Here is a 19,257-nt window from a genome sequence, read left to right as displayed (position 1 = left end):
CCGGTGCGGCAGGGTGACGGCGCCTGGAACCGCGACCTGCGCGAGCAGGCCGACGCCCAGGGCGTACGGCTGCGCGGGTTCTTCGTCGCGGCGGGCGGCCAGGTGCGGCCGCTGGTGCTCGACGGGGCGTGAGCAGCACGAAGCCCCCGCCACGGTCTCCCGTGGCGGGGGCTTCGCAGATGGGTCTCAGCCGATGGGCTCAGATCCCCCGAGGGTCACGCCTCGGTGTGGCCCTTGCGGCGCCGGATGCCCAGGGCCGCCAGGCCCGAGGCGAGCAGCGCACCGACCAGGGCCAGCAGGCCTCCGGTGTCCATGCCGGTCCGCGGCAGCGTCCCGCTGGTGCCGGTGGTCGCGTCCTGCGAGCCGGAGCCCACCACACCGGACTCCACAGCACCGGAGCCGCCGTCCGAGCCGCCCGAACCGAGACCCGAGCCGGCGAGCGATCCGACCGTGCCGGCGCTCGATCCGTCCGTGCCACCGGCGCTACCAGCACCGTCGGTGCCGTTGGTGCCGTTCTCACCGTCAGCGCCGTTGGTGCCGTCGGTGCCGTCGGTGCCGTCGGTGCCGTCGGTGCCGTCGGTGCCGTCGGTGCCGTCGGTGCCGTCGTCACCGCCCGGACCCTTCGCCCGGGTGACCTCGATGGTCACCGAGTCGTCGACCACCTCGCCCGTCGAGTCGACGGCCGTGGCCGTCACCTCGTACGAACCCACCGGCAGGTCACGGAACAGGGCGTCGTAGGTCGTCGCCTGTGCCGCGGCCCGGGCGACCGGGCTGTCGGTCTCGGCGACCTTCAGGCTCCGCACGAACTGCTCGCCGGAGTCCCGTACCGCCGTGATGGTCACGGACTGGATCCCGTGGGACCCCTTGGTGAGGGCCGAGCCGACCTGCACCGCGTCGTCCGTGGTGAACGTCGTGCCGTGCTTCGGGGTGGTGATCTGGATCTGCGGGGCCACGTACCCGATCGCCGCGTACGCACCCGAGGCCGTACCGGTGAACTTCTGCACCTGGCGGCCGTCGCGGACCACGCGGGTCATGTCGACCGTCACGTCACCCGCCTCGACGCTGCGGATCCCCGTCAGAAGCTTCTGCCAGGGCACCTCCTCGCCGGCGCGGACCAAGCCGAGGTCGATCGTCGTGCCGTCCGGAAGTCTCAGCACGGCCTTGACCGCACCCGAGCTCGTGTTGGTGAACGTGCCCGCGAGGATGACCTCGCCGTGCGCGTCCAGCGACGACTCCGCGACCACCGTGCCGGTGACCTCGACGGCGTCGGCCTCCTGGTAAGGAGCCTCGGCCGTGACGCGCTGGCCCGTCGGGTGCGAGCCCACGGAGGCGATCACGTCGATCACGCCGGCGCTGATCCAGGCCTTGCCCGAGTCGAACTCGTACTCCAGGACGTCCCCGTTGCCGACGCCCGTCGTGACGAGGTTCTCGCCCCAGGGGTTGACGATGGTGACCGTGGCCCCGTCCGGGCCCGTGTAGGTCACCGTGCCGGAGACCCGGACGGTCCCGCTGTCCGCATCGGCCTGGGCCGTGGCCGTGGCCTCGACCGCCGCCTTCGCGACGACCTTGAGCTTGGCCGCCTTCGACTTCACGACCGCGCCGCGACCGTCCGTCACCGACGCGACGACCGAGTACGTGCCCGGCGCCAGGTCCGTCGGGGTGTCGACCTCGAAGCTGCCGCGGAAGCCGGTCGTCGCCGTCAGGGTCCGCACGTCGTCACCCTGAGTGAGGGTCACCGACACCGTCGAACCCGACGGGACCTGCGGGGACCCACCGGTCACGTGTCCGTCGAGCTCGACCGACCGGCCCTCGATCACCGAGCCACCGTCCACGGAGACCGTGGGCGCCTCGTACTTCTTGACCTCGAACTGCTTCTGCTGGACCGGGGACACGTTGTCCTTGACGTCCACCGCCCGGACGGACACGGTGTGATTGCCGCCCTGGAGGCCGTCCTTCGACAGGGTCCACGTGCCGTCGGCACCGACCGAGACGTCCTGCCACTGGCCGTTGTCGATCCTCACCTGGACCTTCTGGAGGTCGTGGGAACCCTTGGTCGCGGTGCCGGAGAACGTGAACGTCTCGTCCGACCAGTGACCGTCCGCGCCGTCCGAGGAGACCTTGGGCGCGCTCACCGACGGCTTGACCAGCGTGGCGACCTTGAGCGTCGCGGTGTCGGTCGCGTTGGTGCCGATGACCTTCGCCGTGACGCGCCACTCGCCCTCGGTGAGCCCCGTGATGTCGATGGTCCAGGTGCCGTCTGGGGCGACCTTCGCCTCGCCCGACTTCTGCACGTGGCCCTTCGTCAGAGTGACCCGGACGCCATCGCCGTCACGGCCCTGCGTCGAGGTGCCGGAGATCGTCGCGGTGTCGCCCTCGACGATCTGGGCGGTCCCGGTGATGTCGATCGCGGGCCGCACGACCTTCTTGACCTCGAAGCTGACGTTCGCCTCGTCGGTCTTGCCGTTCTTGTCGGTCACCGTGATGGTGCCCGAGTACTTGCCAGCCTTCAGCTCGCCCATGGCCTTGGTGGCTGTGCCGTTGCTGTACGCCATGTCGTACGAGTTGCCGTTCAGCACGAGCTTCGCGCTCTGGACGTCGGCCGAGCCCTTCGTGACGCTCGCCGACACCGTGACCTTCTCGTCGTCGTAGTGCTCGGTCGCGCTCTGGCCGGTCGACTTGACGCTCGTACCCGTGATCTGCGGCGGGAGCTTCTGCTTCTCGGTGACCGACAGGCTGCCGGTGGCGTGACCGACCTCCCTCCAGCCGAGGAGGTACCACTGGTAGGTCGTTGCCCTCACCGTGTAGGTTCCGGGCGCGAGGTTGGTCCCGAAGTCGGCCGTCCACTGCCTGGCGTCGACCGTCCTGGACGCAACGCGAATCCCGTTCTTGTAGAGGTGGACGCGTGTCTCGAAACCGGTGCCAGCCTGGGTGGTCGTGCCGGACACCCTCGCCGACTGCCCCTCCTCGACCGTCACGTCGTCGACGCTGACGGTGGCCCGGGCTTGCTTCTCCTGCGTCTGTGCGTCCTCCGTCTTCTCCGGGGCGCGCTGCGTGGTGGCCTTCTGATCGGTCGAGCCGGCCGACGTCCCGTCGTCCTTCGACGAGCTGCTCGCCGGAGCCTCGGGGGCCGCCGACTCCGGGGTCTCGGGCTCCGGGGTCTCGGGCTCCGAAGTCTCCGGCTCGGGGGTCTCGGTCGCCGGGGCCTCGTCGGACGATGAACCGCCGCTGGCGGAACCGTCCTCGCCCGACCCGTCGGCGGGGGCCTCGTCCGCCGTGCTGGTCGCGGTGGCGCCATCGTCGGCCTGTGCGCCGGCGCCGAGCGCCACGCCCGAGAGCGCGATGCTTGCCGCGAGGAACGAGCTTCCCGCCGCACGTGCCATGCGCCGGCCGTTGCGGACCGGACGCGTCGTTCTGTTCGACATGGTGTTCTCTTCCTGTCCTGCGAGGGCTCTCCCTCGCGACGTCTGTGGCGGCCTGCTGCCCTCGCGTTCGGGGGCGCGGCCTCGAATCGATTCAAGGCGCCGATGCGCGATGCACGACCGGTTGCTCGCAGCACGTGCCTCGATGGCCGCCTGGTCGTGCGCCGAGCGACGCCGCCGTGCGCCGTGGGGCCGACCCGTGCAGGCCGGGCGTGCGAGCCTCCCCGCGCCGTGCCGTCCCGCCGCGGCTAGCGTGTGGCCGTGGCCACCGGACCCGAACTGCTGCACCGGGGGATGCGCGACGGCATCGTCAGACAGCTGCAGGCGGGCACGAGCGTCGAGATCGTGGGCCTTCCGGGCTCGGGCCGCAGCACTCTCGCCGGCGCGGTCGCCGCCGCGCTGGAGGACGCCGGCTGGACGGTGCTGCGCGTCTACGGGGTCCGTGTGCTCCAGAACCGCCCGCTCGAGGTGCTCGCCCTCGCCGGTCTGGTCCCCCGCTCGGACGCGCGCAGCAGCTCTGCCGTGGCCGTGGCGTCCGCGCAGCTCGAGGCAGCGCTCGCGCCGCACCGCGCGGTCCTCGTCATCGACGACGTCGACGCGATCGACGAGACGTCGGCGGGTGTCGTCGCGGCGACGCACGCGCGCCACGCGTTCCCGATCCTGACGACCTCACGCCCCCGCCGCGGCGCGCACCTCATTCCCGGGGTCGACCTCCAGCCGGCGACCCGGGTCACCCTGTCGGCCCTCGGCCTGGACGCGCTGCAGGACCTCGTCGCCGGCGTGCTGCCCGGCTCCGTGTCCGCGTCGCTCACGGGAAGGCTGTTCACCATGTCGGGCGGCCTGCCGCGGCTCGCGCTGGCGATGCTGTCGATCGCCCAGCGGCGAGGCGACGTGCGGCAGGATCACGGGACCTGGCACCTCGACGGCGACCTGTTCTCACTCGAGCTGGCACCTGCGCTCGAGCCTTTCCTCGACGGGCTCGGCGCCCACGCCCGCTCCGCGATCGAGACTCTCGCGGTCGCCGGCACGCTGCCGGTCGCCACTGCTCGAGATCTCACGTCCACGGAAGCCTTGGCGGAGCTCGAGGCAGCTGGCCTGCTCCGGTACGGGACCCGGGGCGAGGATCTCGTCGTCGGCCTCTTCCCGCACGCCGTCGCCGAGTACCTCCGCCACGTCCTGCCCCGCATCCGCCGCTTCGAGCTCGACGAGCGGCTGGGGGCCGTGCGTCCCGAGGGCCGCCCGGCCCCGATAGACCGCCCGCTGCCGGTGCGCCTTCCGCTCCCCTCGACCCTCGTCGACCCGTTCCTCTCGGGCGAGGGACCTGAGGAGGCGGGCACGGTGCTCAACCGGCTCTTCGCCGAGGAGTGGTACCGCTCGACGCTCACCCGCCGGCACGAGTGGGAGGCGGGCCCGTCGCCGAAGACGGCGATCCCCTACATCCGCACGCTGGTGATCGGGGCTGCGGACTCCGCCTCCGTCCACGCCGTCATCGACGCGACGCCCCCGGGCGACGACCCGGTCTGGCGCACCCGATGGACCATCTGGTGCGCGAACGTCGCGGCCGAGGTGGACGACGACCTGTCGGGCGCTCTTGCGACCCTCGCCGTGGCGCGGGCGACGGCGGGCGACCTCGCGCCGTGGCTCGAGGCCGAGGAGCGCCGGCTGCGGATCCTGCACGACCGGGTGCCCTTCGGCGCCCAGGAGCTGGACGCCCCAGCGGTGCCCGAGGTGGCACGCCAGACGGTGGAGCGGGTCGAGACCCAGCGCCGGCTCGCGTCCGCCGACGCGGACGGGGCGCTCGCCTGGGACGCGGCGTCGGCCCCTGGTCAGGACGTCGAGCAGACCGTGTGGTCCGGCGTCGTCCGCGGGGTCGCCCTCGTCGCGGCCGGCCGGCACGACGAGGCCCTGAAGGTCTCGCGGGCCCTCCTCGAACGAGGTCGGGCCGAGCTGGACCCCGACGTGATCCACGGGCACGGCTACGTGGTGTCGCTGGCCCTCTTCCTGGGCGCGCGCATGAGCGAGCTGCACACCCATCTCGGGACGGTGCTCTCCACGGGGCTGCGTCCCACGCTGCACCGGCAGTTCGAGGCCGGGAACCGGTCCGTCGCGGCAGCGCTCGCCGCCATGGAAGGGCGGAGGGAGTCCGCGAGCGTGCTCGTGCAGCAGGCGTACCAACAGCACGGCACGCTCGGCCCCTACCCCTTCACGACGCCCACCTGGGCGGCGGGGCTGCTGGACACCCGGGCTCACGGCGAGTCCACCGATTCCCGCCGTCGTGCCGCGGACGACCTGTGGGCGGAGGCCCAGACCTTGTTCGGCCGTGGCGCGATCCTGGCGGGCAGCGTCGCCGGAAGTCTCGCCGTGGACTTCGCCGTGGACGCCGAGCGGCTCGCCACCCTCGACTCGCTGCGCTCCTCGACGAGCTGCCGTCTGGTGTCGGCGCTGGTGCAGCTCGCGCACGCGTCGGACGCGACCGCGGAGGAGGCCTTCGACATCGGACGCCAGCTCGTCACCGAAGGGCAGGTCCTCCTCGGCGCCCGCGCCTTCGCGCACGCCGCCGGCCGCGTGCAGGACACCGGGGACGCGACCGCACTGCGCCGGACCCTCGCCGAGGCCCGCGAGCTGGTGCGCAGGCACGGGGGCGAGCCCGGGGCGATCGTGCGGCCGGTGGACCGCGCCGTGGGGCTCACGCCCCGCGAGCGGCAGCTCGCCTCGCTCGTCTCCGCCGGCACCTCGAACGAGGAGATCGCGCGCCAGCTGCACCTCAGCGTCCGCACCGTGCAGAACACGCTCGGCCGGGTCGTCGCGAAGCTCGGCGTGGACAGCCGCAACGAGCTCACCCCGGACCTGCTGGGCACCTGAGCCTGTGGATAACGGCAGCGGAGCCCTCGTCGGCTCCGGCAGGGTGGCCAGGCATGGACACCATCACCCCGTTCCGCCCGGGCGACGAGGTCGCCGACGACGCCGAGCTGCTGGAGCTCGCCCACTTCCTCGCGGGAGGCGTCCACCCCCGGGGGCGCACGCTCACCGTGACCTGGCTCGACGCCGACGACCGGCTCCTCGGCCTCGCCCTGCCGATCGAGGACGTTCCGCTGCGCCCCGACGCCGCGGCCCTCGTCGGTCTGGGCACCGTGCTGCGCAGCGTCGTCGACGACGAGGCGCCCGGCGGCTGCGCCGTCGTCGTGCTGGAGCGCCCCGGCGACGCGACGCTCACCGTCGACGACCGCGCCTGGAACCGCGACCTGCGCGAGCAGACCGACGCCCAGGGCGTGCGGCTGCGCGGGTTCTTCGTCGCCGCCGGCGGCCAGGTGCGGCCGCTGGCGCTCGACGACGCGTGACCTCAGTCCTCGACGTGGACCGACTGGCTGCCGTCGACGACGTCGGCGGTGCCGTGCCGCAGCGGCCGCGGCTCGAGCTCCAGGAACACCAGCCCGCTGTCGCCGATGCGCGACCACGTGACGGCGAACCCGGACGGCGCGGCGCCGTCGTCGAACAGGCGCGCGCCGGAGCCGACGACGACGGGCGCGACGACGAGGCGCCAGACGTCGACGAGCCCCAGGTCGTGCAGGGTGCTCGCGAGACGCGCGCTGCCGTGCACCTGCAGCTCGCCGTCGCGCCCGTCCTTGAGGGCCTGCACCTGGGCGGCCAGCGAGGCGTCGCCGGCGGGGTCGATGACGGTCGTCCCCGCCCACGCCGGGTCGCGCAGGGTCGAGGACACGACATAGCGCGGCCCGGCGTCGATGCGGGCGGCGAGGGCGTCGTCCGGGTCGGTGACCTGCCCCCACGACGCCCAGAACATGTCGTAGGTGGTGCGGCCGAGCAGGAAGGCGTCGACCTCGGCGAACCAGCCGTCCACGACCTCCCCGAACACCGGGTCCGTGGTGAACGGGACGAACCAGCCGCCCTCGGTGAAGCCGTCGCGGGTGTCCTCCTCGGGCCCGCCCGGACCCTGCACCACCCCGTCGAGCGACGTGAAGATGTTGACGCTGAGCCGCATGGGATCCTCCGTCATCGACCACCCGGCCGGCCTTTGCCCTGGACTTCCGCGCCTCGGCGGCATACTTTCACCTCGGCAGCATGCTGTGACCGGATTCACACACGCTACCGGACCGACGAGGAGGGAGCCGGGCCGTGGCCGACGTGCTGGTGCTCAACGCGGGCTACGAGCCCCTGCACCGCGTGTCGGTCAAGCACGCCATCACGATGCTGGTCCGCGAGGTCGCGGTCGTCGAGGAGGCGGTCGAGGGCCACCGCTTCGGCCCGTACCCGATGCCCCGCGTGCTGCGCCTGGTGCGGTACGTCGCGATGCGCTGGCGCTACCGCAGCGCCGGGCGGCCGGCGGTCACCAAGGACGGCGTGAAGCGTCGCGACGGGGCGTGCGCCTACTGCGGCGGCCCGGCGGAGACCGTGGACCACGTGATCCCCCGCTCCCGCGGCGGCGACTCGTCGTGGCTGAACCTCGTCGCCGCCTGCGAGGCGTGCAACGGGCGCAAGGCCGACCGCACGCCGCTGGAGGCCGGCATGCCGCTGCTGCTCGCGCCGTTCGTCCCGCCCGCGGAGCACGGGATCGTGCGCCGTCGACGGCGCACCGCCGTGACCGCGGCGGCCTGACGCCCCGGCACCAGCCGGGGCGTCGGCGGGCCGTCAGGCCGCGGGGGCGTCGTCCGGCAGGTCCGGCACCACCGTGAGCGACCCGGTGGCGGGCAGCGCGTTCGCGCCGCCGTGGTCCGCCGGGGTGAGGGCACGGGACGCGATGACGCTGCTCGCGAAGTTCGCGTGGCACTCGGTGCAGTACCACTCGGGCGTGGGCACGGGCACCTCGAAGCCGCCGTACACGACGTCCGGCTCGGCGTTCATCACGTCGTCCTGGAACGTCATGCCCCACACGATCCGCTTGGTCTTGCCGCGCGCGCCGCAGCCCGGGCACTGGGGCCGCATCCGCGCGCGCTGCGACGCCACGGTGTGCGCGTGCAGCAGGTCGTGGCACTGCCCGCACAGCAGGTGCACGTCGCGCACGAGCTGCTCGAGGGTGCGCCCGCCGGCAGTGGTGGTGCCGAGGCGGACGGCGCCGTCGTCGTGGGCCTGCATGCGGTGCACGTCGACGAACCGCTCGCAGGTGGCGCAGCGCTCCTCGCGGCGCATCGACCAGCCCGTCACCGCCCGGTGGCCGAGGATGCGCAGGGCGTGCACGTCGGGCGCGGTGGCGCCGGCTCCGCAGTCGCCCGGGTCCAGCGTGTGGACGGGCCCGCCGCGGAACTGGTCCGCGACACCGTCGAGCACGAGGCGCGCGTGCTCGGGCGGCAGCCAGCCGGACGTGCCCGTGTAGGTGTCGGCGCCCTCGAACAGGTCGGCCCAGACGATCGGCCGGTCCGGGCCGAACAGGTCGTCGCTCACCCAGCTCTCGCCGTCGCTGGCGCCCATGAGCTCGACGGCGGCGACCACACCGGCATCGCCGAGCACCGTGACGACCACGTCCCCGCGCTGCGGACCGTCCGGGCCGGCCGGCAGCCGGTGCTCGGGCGAGCGGGTCGCGATCGCGACGGACTCCGTCAGCCAGTCGGCCGACCAGTGCAGGAACACGGACGGCACGAGCCACGCGGGCAGCGCCGACAGGGAGGGGAGGGTCTCTCGGGTCACCGGGAGAACATATCGGGCGCCGACCCTCCGACACCACGGGCATGGTCGTTCCGGTCGCGACGTCCCCGCGCTAGGTTCCCAGCAGGCACGACGGCGACGCCGCTCCGCACCGTGCACGACACCAGGCACCGCCGCCGCCCCGCCGACGAGCTTCTGCCGCGAGGAGGCACGGATGAACATCGGATTGTGGGTCGCCGCCGGGCTGCTGGCCCTGCTCTACCTGGCGGTGGGCTTCGTCAAGCTGACCCGCGGCCGCGAGCGCCTGCGCGCGTCCATGGGGTGGGTGGAGGACTTCCCGGTCGTCGTGGTGCGCTTCATCGGCCTGGCGGAGATCGCCGGCGCGTTGGGTCTGATCCTCCCCCTGGCCGCCGACGTCCAGCCGTGGCTCACCGCGACCGCCGCGACCTGCCTCGTCGTGCTGCAGGCGTTGGCGATCTCGGTGCACGTCCGCCGTGGCGAGCTGGCGCAGCTGTGGGTCAACGTGCTCCTGCTGCTCGCCGCGGCGTTCGTGGCCGTGGGGCGGTTCGCCGGCTGGTAGGAGCCGTGCGCCGCCGGGCCCCGGCCGTCAGCAGACGCTGTCGCGCGGCGCCGGCACCCCGAGACCGAACAGGGGCCGCAGGCGGAGCCCCACCCAGGTGCCGAGGAGCGCGACCGCGCCCCAGATCCAGCCGTGCGCCGACCCGGACGCGATGCCGGCGAGATAGGCGCCGATGTTGCAGCCACCGGCGATGCGCGCGCCGATCCCCATCGCGATGCCGCCCAGGACCGCGCCGAGCGCCAGCCGGGCGGGCACGCGGGTGTGCAGCCTCCACACGCCGGCCGCGGACGCCGCGAGCGCCGCGCCCACGATGATGCCGATGTCGGTCAGGCTCGTCTTGTCGGTGAGCACCGGGCCGGCGAGCGCAGCGGCCTGCGGCTCCGGCTGGAAGTAGGCCCAGGCCTCGGGGTTGCCGCCGAGCAGCCCCACGAGCTTCGAGCCCCACAGCGCGAACGCGCTGGTGATGCCCCACGCACCCCCGGAGACGAGCATCACCAGCCCGCCCAGCACGGCGAGCACGAGGGCGCCCACGACCAGCGGCCACGACCCGCGCACGACGCGCGCCCACGGCGTGCGGGCGGACGGGACGGCACCCTCGGGCGGCGGCGTGCGGCGGGCCTGCACGACGCGCGACGCGGCCCACACCAGCGACAGCAGCGCCAGCGTGACGGCCAGGGAGCCGGCCCACGCCCAGCCGCTGCCGCCGAACCAGTCCGCGAACAGCACCGGCTCGAGCGCGGGCAGGTCCTGCCAGAGCGGCGCCTGCCAGGCGGCGAGCGTCGACCCGACGACGAACCCGCCGAGCGTGAGCACGATCGACGTCTGCCCCGAGCCGACGGCGAACAGCGTGCCGGACGCGCACGCGCCCCCGACCTGCATCCCGACCGCGAAGAGGAACGAGCCGAGCAGCAGGCCCACGCCGATGGTCCCGGCGCTGGGCGCGGGCACCGAGCCGAACAGCCCGACGCCGGAGCCGATGAGCAGGGCGAACAGCACCGCCGTCGCGCCGAGCAGCACGGTGTGCGCGCGCAGCCCGGCGCCGTTCCCGACGGCCACGAGGCGCCGCCACGCGGACGTGAAGCCGAACCGCGAGTGGAAGAGCGCCGTGCCCAGGCCGATGCCCAGGAGGAGCAGCACGGCGGGCTTGGCGCCGTGCTGCGCCGCGGTCCAGGCCACGAGCGCGACGCCGGCGACGGCACTCACGGCCAGCGGGACCCGGGACACGGGCGGCGCCGGGGGCGCGGCCGGGGCGGGCACGCTGGTCGGGGCGGGCGCGCGCAGGGAGCGCTGCGGACGGACGGGGGCGGCGGTGGTCACGACGGATTCCTCGGGACGGGGGTGCGGACGGTCGGACCGTACCCCTCGGCAACCGTCGGTCTCTAGGTCCGGGCCGCGCCGTCCCACATCATGGGACCGCCCGCGCTCAGCGCAGCGCTCCCCACTCGGCGTCGGTGAGCAGCCGCGACCGGATGAGGAACCGCACGCCCTCCGGCGCCTCCACGCTGAACCCTGCGCCGCGGCCGGGGACGACGTCGATCGTCAGGTGCGTGTGCCGCCAGTACTCGAACTGCGCGCGGCTCATCCAGACCGGCACGGCGAAGGTCTCCCCCGTCGCGCCGGGCTCGTCCGCCGGCCCGTCGGTCACGGCGAGGTCCCCGAGGTGCACGTCCGCGTCCCCGAGGAGGAAGTCGCCGTCGGGGTAGCACATGGGGCTGGAGCCGTCGCAGCAGCCGCCGGACTGGTGGAACATCAGCTCGCCGTGCTGGCGCCGCAGCCGGGCGAGGAGCCCGGCTGCGGCGTCCGTCACGGCGACACGGGAGATCGTGTCGTCGGTCATCGGTCTAGAAGAACCCGAGCTTCTGGCCCGAGTAGCTGACCAGGAGGTTCTTCGTCTGCTGGTAGTGGTCGAGCATCATCTTGTGGTTCTCGCGCCCGACGCCGGAGCCCTTGTACCCGCCGAACGCCGCGGCCGCCGGGTACGCGTGGTAGCAGTTCGTCCACACGCGCCCGGCCTCGATGGTGCGCCCGGCGCGGTACGCCGTCTCGCCCTGCCGGGACCAGACGCCGGCGCCGAGCCCGTAGAGGGTGTCGTTGGCGATCTTCATGGCGTCGTCGAAGTCCGCGAACTCCGTCACCGACACGACCGGCCCGAAGATCTCCTCCTGGAAGATCCGCATCGAGTTCTTGCCCTCGAAGACGGTGGGCGTCACGTAGTAGCCGCCCGCCAGGTCGCCGTCCATCTCCGCGCGGCCCCCGCCCGTGAGGACCTTGGCGCCCTCCGCCTTGCCGATGTCGATGTACGACAGGATCTTCTCGAGCTGGTCGTTGCTCGCCTGCGCGCCGATCATCGTGTCGGTGTCCAGCGGGTTGCCCTGCTTCACGGCCTTCGTGCGCTCCAGCGCGTCGCCGAGGAACTGGTCGTAGATGTCGGCCTGGATCAGCGCGCGCGACGGGCAGGTGCACACCTCCCCCTGGTTGAGGGCGAACATCGTGAACCCCTCGAGGGCCTTGTCGTAGTAGTCGTCCTTCGCCGACGCGACGTCCGAGAAGAAGATGTTCGGGCTCTTGCCGCCGAGCTCCAGCGTCACCGGGATGATGTTCTGCGACGCGTACTGCATGATCAGGCGGCCGGTCGTCGTCTCGCCGGTGAACGCGATCTTGCGGATGCGCGAGCTCGACGCGAGCGGCTTGCCCGCCTCGACGCCGAACCCGTTGACGACGTTGACCACGCCGGGCGGCAGCAGGTCGCCGATGAGGTCCATGAGGAACAGGATCGACGCCGGGGTCTGCTCGGCCGGCTTGAGCACGACGGCGTTGCCCGCCGCGAGCGCCGGGGCCAGCTTCCACGTGGCCATGAGGATCGGGAAGTTCCACGGGATGATCTGCCCGACCACGCCGAGCGGCTCGTGGAAGTGGTACGCGACGGTGTCCTCGTCGATCTCCGAGATCGACCCCTCCTGCGCGCGGATGGCGCCCGCGAAGTAGCGGAAGTGGTCGATGGCGAGCGGGATGTCGGCGGCGAGGGTCTCGCGGACGGGCTTGCCGTTCTCCCAGGTCTCGGCGACCGCGATCTCCTCGAGGTGCGCCTCCATGCGGTCGGCGATCCTGTTGAGGACGTTCGCCCGCTCCGTGACGGACGTGCGCCCCCACGCGGGCGCCGCTCCGTGGGCGGCGTCGAGCGCGCGCTCGATGTCCTCGGCGTTCCCGCGCGCCACCTCGGTGAAGGTCTGCCCCGTGACCGGGCTGGGGTTCTCGAAGTACTGCCCGCTCGCCGGCGGGACGTACTCCCCGCCGATCCAGTGGTCGTACCGGGCGCGGTACTCGGCGATCGCCCCGGGCTGACCGGGGGCTGCGTAGACGGTCATGCTGCCTCCTCGCACGTGCGGCGCCTCGTCGCGCCGCGATGGACGCGACGGTAGGAGGCGCAGGGTTGCAGTTCCGTTGCAGTGCGGTCCGCACGACGGTCCGGGCTGGACCCTGGCCCGAGCGGACCGCAGGATCGCCGGAGGGCCGGGAGCCGGCCCGCGACGGGACGGGAGGCGTCGATGCGCGGCAGGTCGCGGTTGCTGATCGGCGCGGGAGTGGTGCTCGCCGTGGTGGTGGGCGCCTTCGTGCTCACGCCGGGCGCGCTCGCCCGGTCCCTGTTCGTCCTCCGGGAGCAGCGCACCTCCTGCGGCGAGGTCGAGCACGGCGCGCAGGGTGGCGGGATCCCTGCCGACGCGCGTGACTGCCTCGACGCGGCGTGGGAGTCCGGGGCCGAGCTCACGGTGATGTCTCCGACCACCGAGGGCGACCCGACGTTCACCTACTACCGCGTCGGGGGCGGCGGCCTCGAGATCTTCCGCGACACGACAGGCGACACCTATGGGTCGGGCACCTGGAGCCGCAGCGTCTGCCCCGGCGACGACCTCGAGGGCGCGCTCGAGCGCTGCTGACCCTCAGCCCAGCTCGGCGTCGAGCAGCCCGGCACGGGCGCGGGCGCGCACGGCCTGCGGGCTGCCGGCCGGGGCGACATCGAGCAGGCGGGTCCAGGCGGCGTGGTCGTCGGCGCCGTCGGCACCGCGCACCCATGCGTCCAGGGCGTCCGGGTCGCCGGCGGCCAGGACGGCGGCACGGACCTCGGCCGCGAGCTCGGCGCGCAGCTGCTCGACGCCCGGGGCCACGGACCGCGGCAGCAGCGGCGCGTAGGCGTCGACGGCGCCGCGCGCGTCGCCGTCGGCGAGGGCCGCGCGCACGTCGCCCGCGTCGGTGCGCAGGGGGCGGGCGAGCCGGTACGGCCGCGACCCGGCCAGCAGCGCGCCGACGACGTGCCGCAGCCGGGAGACCTCGGCCCGCACGGTGACGTCGGAGAGCTCCCCGGGGTGCAGCAGCACGGCGAGCTCGTCGGCGGCGAGACCCGACGGGTGCTCCGCGAGCAGCAGCAGGATCTCGGCGTGCCGCAGCGACAACGACCGCTCCCCTGCGGGCGTCCGCAGCACGGGCCGCCCGAGCACGCGGAGGTCGACGGGGCCGACGCCTGCCGGGTGCGCGGCCGCGGCGGCGCGGGTCGCGAGCTCGCGCTCCACGGTCGCGACGGTGGCCCGCACGAGCGACAGCACGACGTGCGTCGCCGCGGCCCGCCGCCCCGTGACGTCGAGGACGCCGAGCACCCGGCCCGTGGCGGGGTCGCGGATGGGCGCGGCGGCGCAGCTGAGCTCCTGCACGGGTCGGGAGAAGTGCTCGGCGCCGATCACCTGGACCGCCCTGCGGGTCGCGAGCGCCGTGCCCGGCGCGTTGGTGCCCACGCTCTCCTCGCCCCACACGGCGCCCTCGACGAAGCCCACGCGGTCGACCGCGCCGCGGAGGCGACGGTTCCCCTCCACCCAGAGCAGGCGGCCGATCTCGTCGGAGACGGCGACGACCAGGCCGTCGTCCGCCGCGCCGTCGACGACGAGCTCCCGCACGACCGGCATGACGGCGGCGAGCGGGTGGGCGGCGCGGTAGGCGGCGAGCTCGGCGTCGGCCAGCGCGACCTGCGGGTGCGGGGTGTCCGGGTCGACGCCGTTGCGCAGGGAGCGGCGCCAGGAGTCGGCGACGACGGGGTCGATGCCGCCGGGCGGCTCGCCCGTGCCGAGGAAGCGTTCGTACGCGGCGCGCACGGTGCGCGGGTCACGACGCACCCCGACCCCGCGCGGGCCGTGCCCCGCGGAGAAGCTGTCCCCGTGCATCGCGACCTCCCGACGTCGTCGTCCGGGCGCCGCCAGTCTAGGGGGCGGACGGCCCGGCCACGGATCGCCGGACCCTGGATCACCCCCGAGCCGTGGGCAGCGTGGTGCCCATGGCACGCAGCGCGCACGACCTCACCCCGAACAAGGTGGCCGTGGGCGCTGTCCGAGGAGCTCACCGGGGTCGCGTTCGACCGAGGCGGGTCAGGCGCGCCCGAACGCCTTGCGCAGCTCGTCCTTCGCGCGCTCGAGGACGTCGCGCTGCGCGGCGGGGAGGTTCTTCCCGGCGCGGTTGACGTAGAACGTCAGCATCGACATGGCCGAGCGGTACGCCGAGCCCTTGCGCCGGTCGCTCGCCTCGGCCGACCGCTTCAGGGATGCCGCGATGCGCGCCGGGTCGTCCCAGGTGAAGACGTCGTCCTCGAGGTCGAGCGCGTCGGAGTGCTCGGTCACGTCCTGCGACCACCGCTCGCCGTCGTCGCCCTTCGTCATGCCCTCGACGCTAGACGCGGGGCCAGGATGCTCGCAGCCCCGCCGGCGCCGCTCAGTCGCGCAGCGCGAGACGGCGCGCGAGCACGGCGCACACCACGAGCTGGAGCTGGTGGAAGATGATCACCGGGACCGCGATCACGCCCGCCGCGGCGACGGGGAACAGCACGCTGGCCATGGGCAGGCCGGTGGCGAGGGACTTCTTGGACCCGCACATGAGCAGCGCGATCCGGTCCTCGGCGGGCAGCTTGAGGGCCGCCCCGCCCCACCACGTGAGGCCCAGCATGATCGCGAGGAACACGCCGCTGACCACCAGCAGCGCCACGATCGCCCAGCCGGAGATGCCGGCCCACACGCCCGCGGAGCTCGCCGCCGCCACGGCGGAGAACACCACGACGAGGATGGTGCCGCGGTCGACCGACAGGGTGAGCCAGCGCCGCGCGCGGACCCGGTCGCCCACCCAGGGCTGCAGCAGCTGGCCCACGACGAACGGGAGCAGCAGCTGGAGCAGCACCGTCTGCAGCCCGTCGAGGCCGTGGCCGGCGGTGGCGCTCCCGCCCTCCGCGTCGGTCATGAGCCACAGCACCAGCAGCGGCGTGAGCACCATGCCGAGCACGTTCGACACCGTGGCCCCGCAGATCGCGCCCGCCACGTTGCCGCGCGCCACGGACGTGAACGCCACCGACGACTGCACCGTGGACGGCAGCAGGGACAGGTAGAGCATCCCGGCGGCGAGCGGAGCGCCGACCAGCGGGGCGATCGCCCACGCGACGACGAGCCCGAGCACCGGGAAGAGCACGTACGTGGCGACGAGGATGCCGCCCTGCAGACGCCAGTTGCGCAGGCCCGCCCACACCTCACGGGTCGAGAGGCGCGCGCCGTAGACGAGGAACAGGATCGTCACCGCGACGTCGGCCGCGACGTCGACGACCTGCTGCACGCCCGGGCCGACGGGCACCACCAGCCCCAGCACCATCACCACGACCAGCGTGACGACGAACGGGTCCACCCAACGGCTCAGCACACGACGCACCGGGCGAGTGTAGGGAGTCTCGCGCCCGGGGCACGGACACGTCCGCGGGGTGCGGGTGCCGTGCCGCCGGTCGCCGACCGCCGGGTCAGGCCTCCAGGCCCTGGCGCAGCCCGTCGAGGAGCGGCGTGGTGGGGCGACCGATCAGGCGGGCGAGGTCGCCCGACGTCTCGGCGAGCAGGCCCGCGCGCGTGTCGCCGTCGAGGGCGACGACGAACCCGGCGGTGCCCTCGTCCAGGCCTGCCGCGAGCAGCTGCTCGCGGTGCTCGTCGGCGGTGAGCCGCCGGTACGTCACGGGCCGGCCGACGATCTCGGTGGCCGCGGCGGCGAGCTCGTCGAAGTCCCACGCCACGTCCCCGGACAGCTCGTACACGGCGCCGTCGTGGGCGCCGTCACGGCGCGCGTCGAGGGCGACGACGGCCGCGGCCTCGGCGTAGTCCGCGCGGCTCGCGCTGGCGACGCGGCCGTCCCCGACGCTGCGCGCGATCTCGCCCGTCTCGCGCGCCTGCTGCACGTCGCCGAGGTAGTTCTCGGTGTACCAGCCGTTGCGGAGCACCGTGGTGGCCAGGCCCGAGGCCGCGAGCAGCTCCTCGGTCGCCTTGTGCTCGGGGGCGAGGATCAGGGGCGAGGTGTCGGCGTGCGGGGCGCTCGTGTAGACGACGCGGCGGACGCCGGCGCCCTTGGCCGCCTCGATCACGGCCTGGTGCTGCGGCACCCGGCGGCCGACCTCGGAGCCGGAGACGAGCACCAGCACCTCGACGCCGTCGAGTGCGGGGACCAGGGTCTCGGGGCGGTCGTAGTCGGCCTCCCGGACCACGACGCCGGGCCCGTCCGGCCCCGCGAGGTCGGCGACCTTCGCCGTCGAGCGGGCGAGGGCCACGACGTCGGCGGGCGCGGCGCCCCGGGCGAGGAGGGACTCGACGACGAGGCGGCCCAGGTGGCCGCTGGTACCGGTGACGGCGATGGTCATGGTGATGCTCCTTCGGAGGCAGGCTCAGGTCGGGATCGCGGCCGGCCCGTGCCGGGCCGACCCCGCCAGCATGCACTTACTTTTCGTAAGTGCCAACCCACGGCAGGTGCGGTGATCATCACAGTGCCCGCCTCCGCGCCGCGCCGTATCCTGGGCGGGTGACCACCGACTCCCCCGCAGCCGCTCTCGACGGCGTCCGCAGCGACGACGTCGCCCCGGGCCCGACCGACGCGATGATCGCCGACGTGTTCTCCCGCGGCTGCACCTCGCGCCAGGCGCTCGAGGCGGTCACCGGCCGCTGGGGCGTCCTGACCGTGGCCGGGCTGCGCGACGGCGCCGTGCGCTTCAACGCGCTGCGCCGCCGGATCGACGGTGTGAGCGAGAAGATGCTGGCCCAGACGCTGCAGACGCTCGAGCGCGACGGCATGGTCGCCCGGGAGGTCCGCACGACCATCCCCCCGCACGTCGAGTACTCGCTCACCGACCTCGGCCGCCGCGTCGCCGACCGGCTCGTCGGGCTCCTCGACGTCCTCGAGGGCTCGGTCGACGAGGTCAGCGCGGCCCAGCGGGCGTACGACGCGCGCCGGGACGCCTGAGCCTCACGTCCGCGAGGTCACGTACCAGAGCACCAGCGCGACGACGACGAGGAGCACGACGAGCACGGCGACCGTGATCTTGACCGCGCTGAACGGCCGCCTCCCGACCACCTGCCCCGTGTTCGCGTTGACCATGACCTGCCACTGCCGGCCCGCGTACACGTAGGTCGCGATCCACAGCGGGAGCAGGACCAGCTTGAACATCACGTCGGTGTACGCCGTCGCGACCGAGCCGACCCGCTGCTCGTCGCCACCGATGTCCCGGCGGACGTCGGCCGTGATGGCCTTCGCCATCGTCGCCTTGGCCCGCTCGAGGCCGGCGGCGGGCTCCACCTCGTACCGCGCCGCGGAGTACCCGGCCAGGTACTCGGCCCGGAACGGCACGGCGTCCTCGAGCGCCCACGGCCCGAGCCGGCGCAGATCGGTCTCGGACACCTGGGACGAGGCCGGGACCAGGACGTCGTCGAAGGACCGCTCGACCCGGCCCGAGACCGGCGTCCAGCTCACCCGCCGCTCCTGGCGCCCCTCGTCGCCGTCCTTCACGGTGACGTGGTACTCGTCGCCGCGCTGACCCGTGTACGACGACGACGTCTCGGCGTCGAAGGTCCAGTGGGGCACGTACGAGCCGTGCAGCGACTCCGTGTCGCCGACCTTCTTGAGCTCGCTCGGCGCGAACGGTCGCGAGCGCACCCACCGGCGGAACGCCTCGCGTGCCCGCGCCTGCTCCACGCCGAACGGGACGACCGCCTCCGGCTGCACGAGCCCGTCCGCCTCCGCGACCGCGACGAGGTGGCCGCCGCAGAAGCGGCAGGCCGCGGACAGGTCCGTGCCGCGCGTCGTCGCGCCGCACCCGTCGCACGTGAGCAGGCGGTCCTCCAGGAGGCCCGCGCGCGACCCCTCCTGTGCGGCGGCCCACGCGTCGAACGAGTGCTCGTCGACGGCGTCGCCCGCCGCGTGGACGATCTCCACCTCACCGCCGCACGCCCCGCACCGCAGGTGCTGCGTGCCGGGCACGTAGGCGAGCTGGGAACCGCACGCGTCGCAGCGCGTGCGCACGAGGTCGTCCCGCACGTCGCTCACGGCCGGCCCCCGGTCCCGCTCGACGGGCCCGCCTGCGGCGGCAGTGGGGGCGGCGTCGCCGCGAGGAGCGGGGCGAGCACGGGCACCTGCCCGGCCGGCGTCCACGCGGCCATGCCCTGCTGCCACACGAGGGTCTCGCGCGTGAGGTCGCCGGTACCCACGAGCGCGGCGAGGTCCGCCGCGGTGCCCGGGCCGGCCTGCGACCCGGCGGCCGACCAGAACCACGGGGACTCGGCGACCGGCAGGGGCGGCGGGCCCGCGGGCGGCGGCGCGGCCGCCGCGGGCGGCGCGGGC

Annotated in this window: 19 protein-coding genes; 7 read left to right on the top strand and 12 right to left on the bottom strand. The window is 74.1% G+C overall.

What is annotated here, in order from left to right:
* Positions 1-3: 3 nt before the first annotated feature.
* On the top strand, positions 4-132 hold the full coding sequence (locus tag ACFQ8Y_RS06815) for a hypothetical protein (protein ID WP_430585002.1): 129 nt from the start codon (positions 4-6) through the stop codon (positions 130-132).
* Between the two features lie 83 nt (positions 133-215).
* Here ACFQ8Y_RS06815 and ACFQ8Y_RS06810 read toward each other — a convergent pair whose 3' ends face one another.
* On the bottom strand, positions 216-3,380 hold the full coding sequence (locus ACFQ8Y_RS06810; protein ID WP_430585001.1) for an Ig-like domain-containing protein: 3,165 nt from the start codon (positions 3,378-3,380) through the stop codon (positions 216-218).
* 300 nt (positions 3,381-3,680) lie between these two features.
* On the opposite strand from ACFQ8Y_RS06810, the gene ACFQ8Y_RS06805 reads away from it, so the two are divergent.
* Together ACFQ8Y_RS06805 and ACFQ8Y_RS06800 are read left to right on the top strand one after the other, a co-directional pair.
* On the top strand, positions 3,681-6,281 hold the full coding sequence (locus ACFQ8Y_RS06805) for a LuxR C-terminal-related transcriptional regulator (protein WP_430585000.1): 2,601 nt from the start codon (positions 3,681-3,683) through the stop codon (positions 6,279-6,281).
* Between the two features lie 53 nt (positions 6,282-6,334).
* On the top strand, positions 6,335-6,757 hold the full coding sequence (locus ACFQ8Y_RS06800) for a hypothetical protein (protein ID WP_430584999.1): 423 nt from the start codon (positions 6,335-6,337) through the stop codon (positions 6,755-6,757).
* Positions 6,758-6,759: 2 nt separating this feature from the next.
* On the opposite strand, the gene ACFQ8Y_RS06795 is transcribed toward ACFQ8Y_RS06800, so the two are convergent.
* On the bottom strand, positions 6,760-7,416 hold the full coding sequence (locus ACFQ8Y_RS06795) for a dihydrofolate reductase family protein (protein ID WP_430584998.1): 657 nt from the start codon (positions 7,414-7,416) through the stop codon (positions 6,760-6,762).
* Between the two features lie 134 nt (positions 7,417-7,550).
* Here ACFQ8Y_RS06795 and ACFQ8Y_RS06790 point away from each other — a divergent pair, with 134 nt between their 5' ends.
* On the top strand, positions 7,551-8,030 hold the full coding sequence (locus ACFQ8Y_RS06790; RefSeq protein ID WP_430549599.1) for an HNH endonuclease: 480 nt from the start codon (positions 7,551-7,553) through the stop codon (positions 8,028-8,030).
* Positions 8,031-8,063: 33 nt separating this feature from the next.
* Here ACFQ8Y_RS06790 and ACFQ8Y_RS06785 read toward each other — a convergent pair whose 3' ends face one another.
* Positions 8,064-9,056, bottom strand: coding sequence for a hypothetical protein (locus ACFQ8Y_RS06785; protein WP_430565114.1), 993 nt, complete (start codon positions 9,054-9,056; stop codon positions 8,064-8,066).
* A 172-nt stretch (positions 9,057-9,228) separates the two neighbouring features.
* On the opposite strand from ACFQ8Y_RS06785, the gene ACFQ8Y_RS06780 reads away from it, so the two are divergent.
* Entirely contained in the window at positions 9,229-9,594 is a 366-nt protein-coding gene (locus ACFQ8Y_RS06780; protein WP_430549597.1) for a DoxX family protein, read from the top strand.
* A gap of 27 nt (positions 9,595-9,621) precedes the next feature.
* Here ACFQ8Y_RS06780 and ACFQ8Y_RS06775 read toward each other — a convergent pair whose 3' ends face one another.
* From ACFQ8Y_RS06775 to ACFQ8Y_RS06765, 3 genes are all read right to left on the bottom strand, one after another.
* The gene (locus tag ACFQ8Y_RS06775) at positions 9,622-10,911 is read right to left on the bottom strand and encodes a YeeE/YedE family protein (protein ID WP_430584997.1); all 1,290 of its coding nucleotides are present in this window, start codon (positions 10,909-10,911) and stop codon (positions 9,622-9,624) included.
* Between the two features lie 106 nt (positions 10,912-11,017).
* Positions 11,018-11,431, bottom strand: a complete 414-nt coding sequence (locus tag ACFQ8Y_RS06770; RefSeq protein WP_430549595.1) for a DUF779 domain-containing protein — start codon at positions 11,429-11,431, stop codon at positions 11,018-11,020.
* 4 nt (positions 11,432-11,435) lie between these two features.
* Positions 11,436-12,959: an aldehyde dehydrogenase family protein gene (locus ACFQ8Y_RS06765; RefSeq protein ID WP_430549594.1), complete on the bottom strand. Its 1,524-nt coding sequence runs from the start codon at positions 12,957-12,959 to the stop codon at positions 11,436-11,438.
* 180 nt (positions 12,960-13,139) lie between these two features.
* Here ACFQ8Y_RS06765 and ACFQ8Y_RS06760 point away from each other — a divergent pair, with 180 nt between their 5' ends.
* On the top strand, positions 13,140-13,529 hold the full coding sequence (locus tag ACFQ8Y_RS06760; protein ID WP_430584996.1) for a hypothetical protein: 390 nt from the start codon (positions 13,140-13,142) through the stop codon (positions 13,527-13,529).
* A gap of 3 nt (positions 13,530-13,532) precedes the next feature.
* On the opposite strand, the gene ACFQ8Y_RS06755 is transcribed toward ACFQ8Y_RS06760, so the two are convergent.
* From ACFQ8Y_RS06755 to ACFQ8Y_RS06740, 4 genes are all read right to left on the bottom strand, one after another.
* On the bottom strand, positions 13,533-14,801 hold the full coding sequence (locus ACFQ8Y_RS06755; RefSeq protein WP_430584995.1) for a GAF domain-containing protein: 1,269 nt from the start codon (positions 14,799-14,801) through the stop codon (positions 13,533-13,535).
* Positions 14,802-15,002: 201 nt separating this feature from the next.
* A complete protein-coding gene (locus ACFQ8Y_RS06750; RefSeq protein ID WP_430584994.1) occupies positions 15,003-15,290 on the bottom strand; it encodes a DUF3175 domain-containing protein in 288 nt (95 codons plus the stop codon).
* A gap of 52 nt (positions 15,291-15,342) precedes the next feature.
* On the bottom strand, positions 15,343-16,320 hold the full coding sequence (locus tag ACFQ8Y_RS06745) for a bile acid:sodium symporter family protein (protein WP_430584993.1): 978 nt from the start codon (positions 16,318-16,320) through the stop codon (positions 15,343-15,345).
* An 85-nt stretch (positions 16,321-16,405) separates the two neighbouring features.
* Positions 16,406-17,287: an SDR family oxidoreductase gene (locus ACFQ8Y_RS06740; protein WP_430584992.1), complete on the bottom strand. Its 882-nt coding sequence runs from the start codon at positions 17,285-17,287 to the stop codon at positions 16,406-16,408.
* A gap of 158 nt (positions 17,288-17,445) precedes the next feature.
* Between ACFQ8Y_RS06740 and ACFQ8Y_RS06735 the strand changes: the two genes are divergently transcribed.
* Complete coding sequence (locus ACFQ8Y_RS06735; RefSeq protein WP_430563906.1) at positions 17,446-17,883, top strand: winged helix-turn-helix transcriptional regulator; 438 nt, start codon at positions 17,446-17,448, stop codon at positions 17,881-17,883.
* 3 nt (positions 17,884-17,886) lie between these two features.
* On the opposite strand, the gene ACFQ8Y_RS06730 is transcribed toward ACFQ8Y_RS06735, so the two are convergent.
* Positions 17,887-18,963 carry a hypothetical protein gene (locus ACFQ8Y_RS06730; protein WP_430584991.1) on the bottom strand — a complete coding sequence of 359 codons (1,077 nt, stop codon included), beginning with the start codon at positions 18,961-18,963 and terminating at the stop codon, positions 17,887-17,889.
* Positions 18,960-19,257, bottom strand: a 298-nt coding sequence (locus ACFQ8Y_RS06725; RefSeq protein WP_430584990.1) for a DUF4339 domain-containing protein, incomplete at its 5' end; no start/stop codon positions are given. The genes ACFQ8Y_RS06730 and ACFQ8Y_RS06725, both read right to left, overlap by 4 nt.

The organism is Isoptericola sp. NPDC056605 (genome assembly GCF_042792795.1).
GTDB lineage: Bacteria > Actinomycetota > Actinomycetes > Actinomycetales > Cellulomonadaceae > Isoptericola.
Note: the sequence above shows the minus strand (reverse complement) of the source record. Positions and strands in the feature narration are given on the sequence as shown.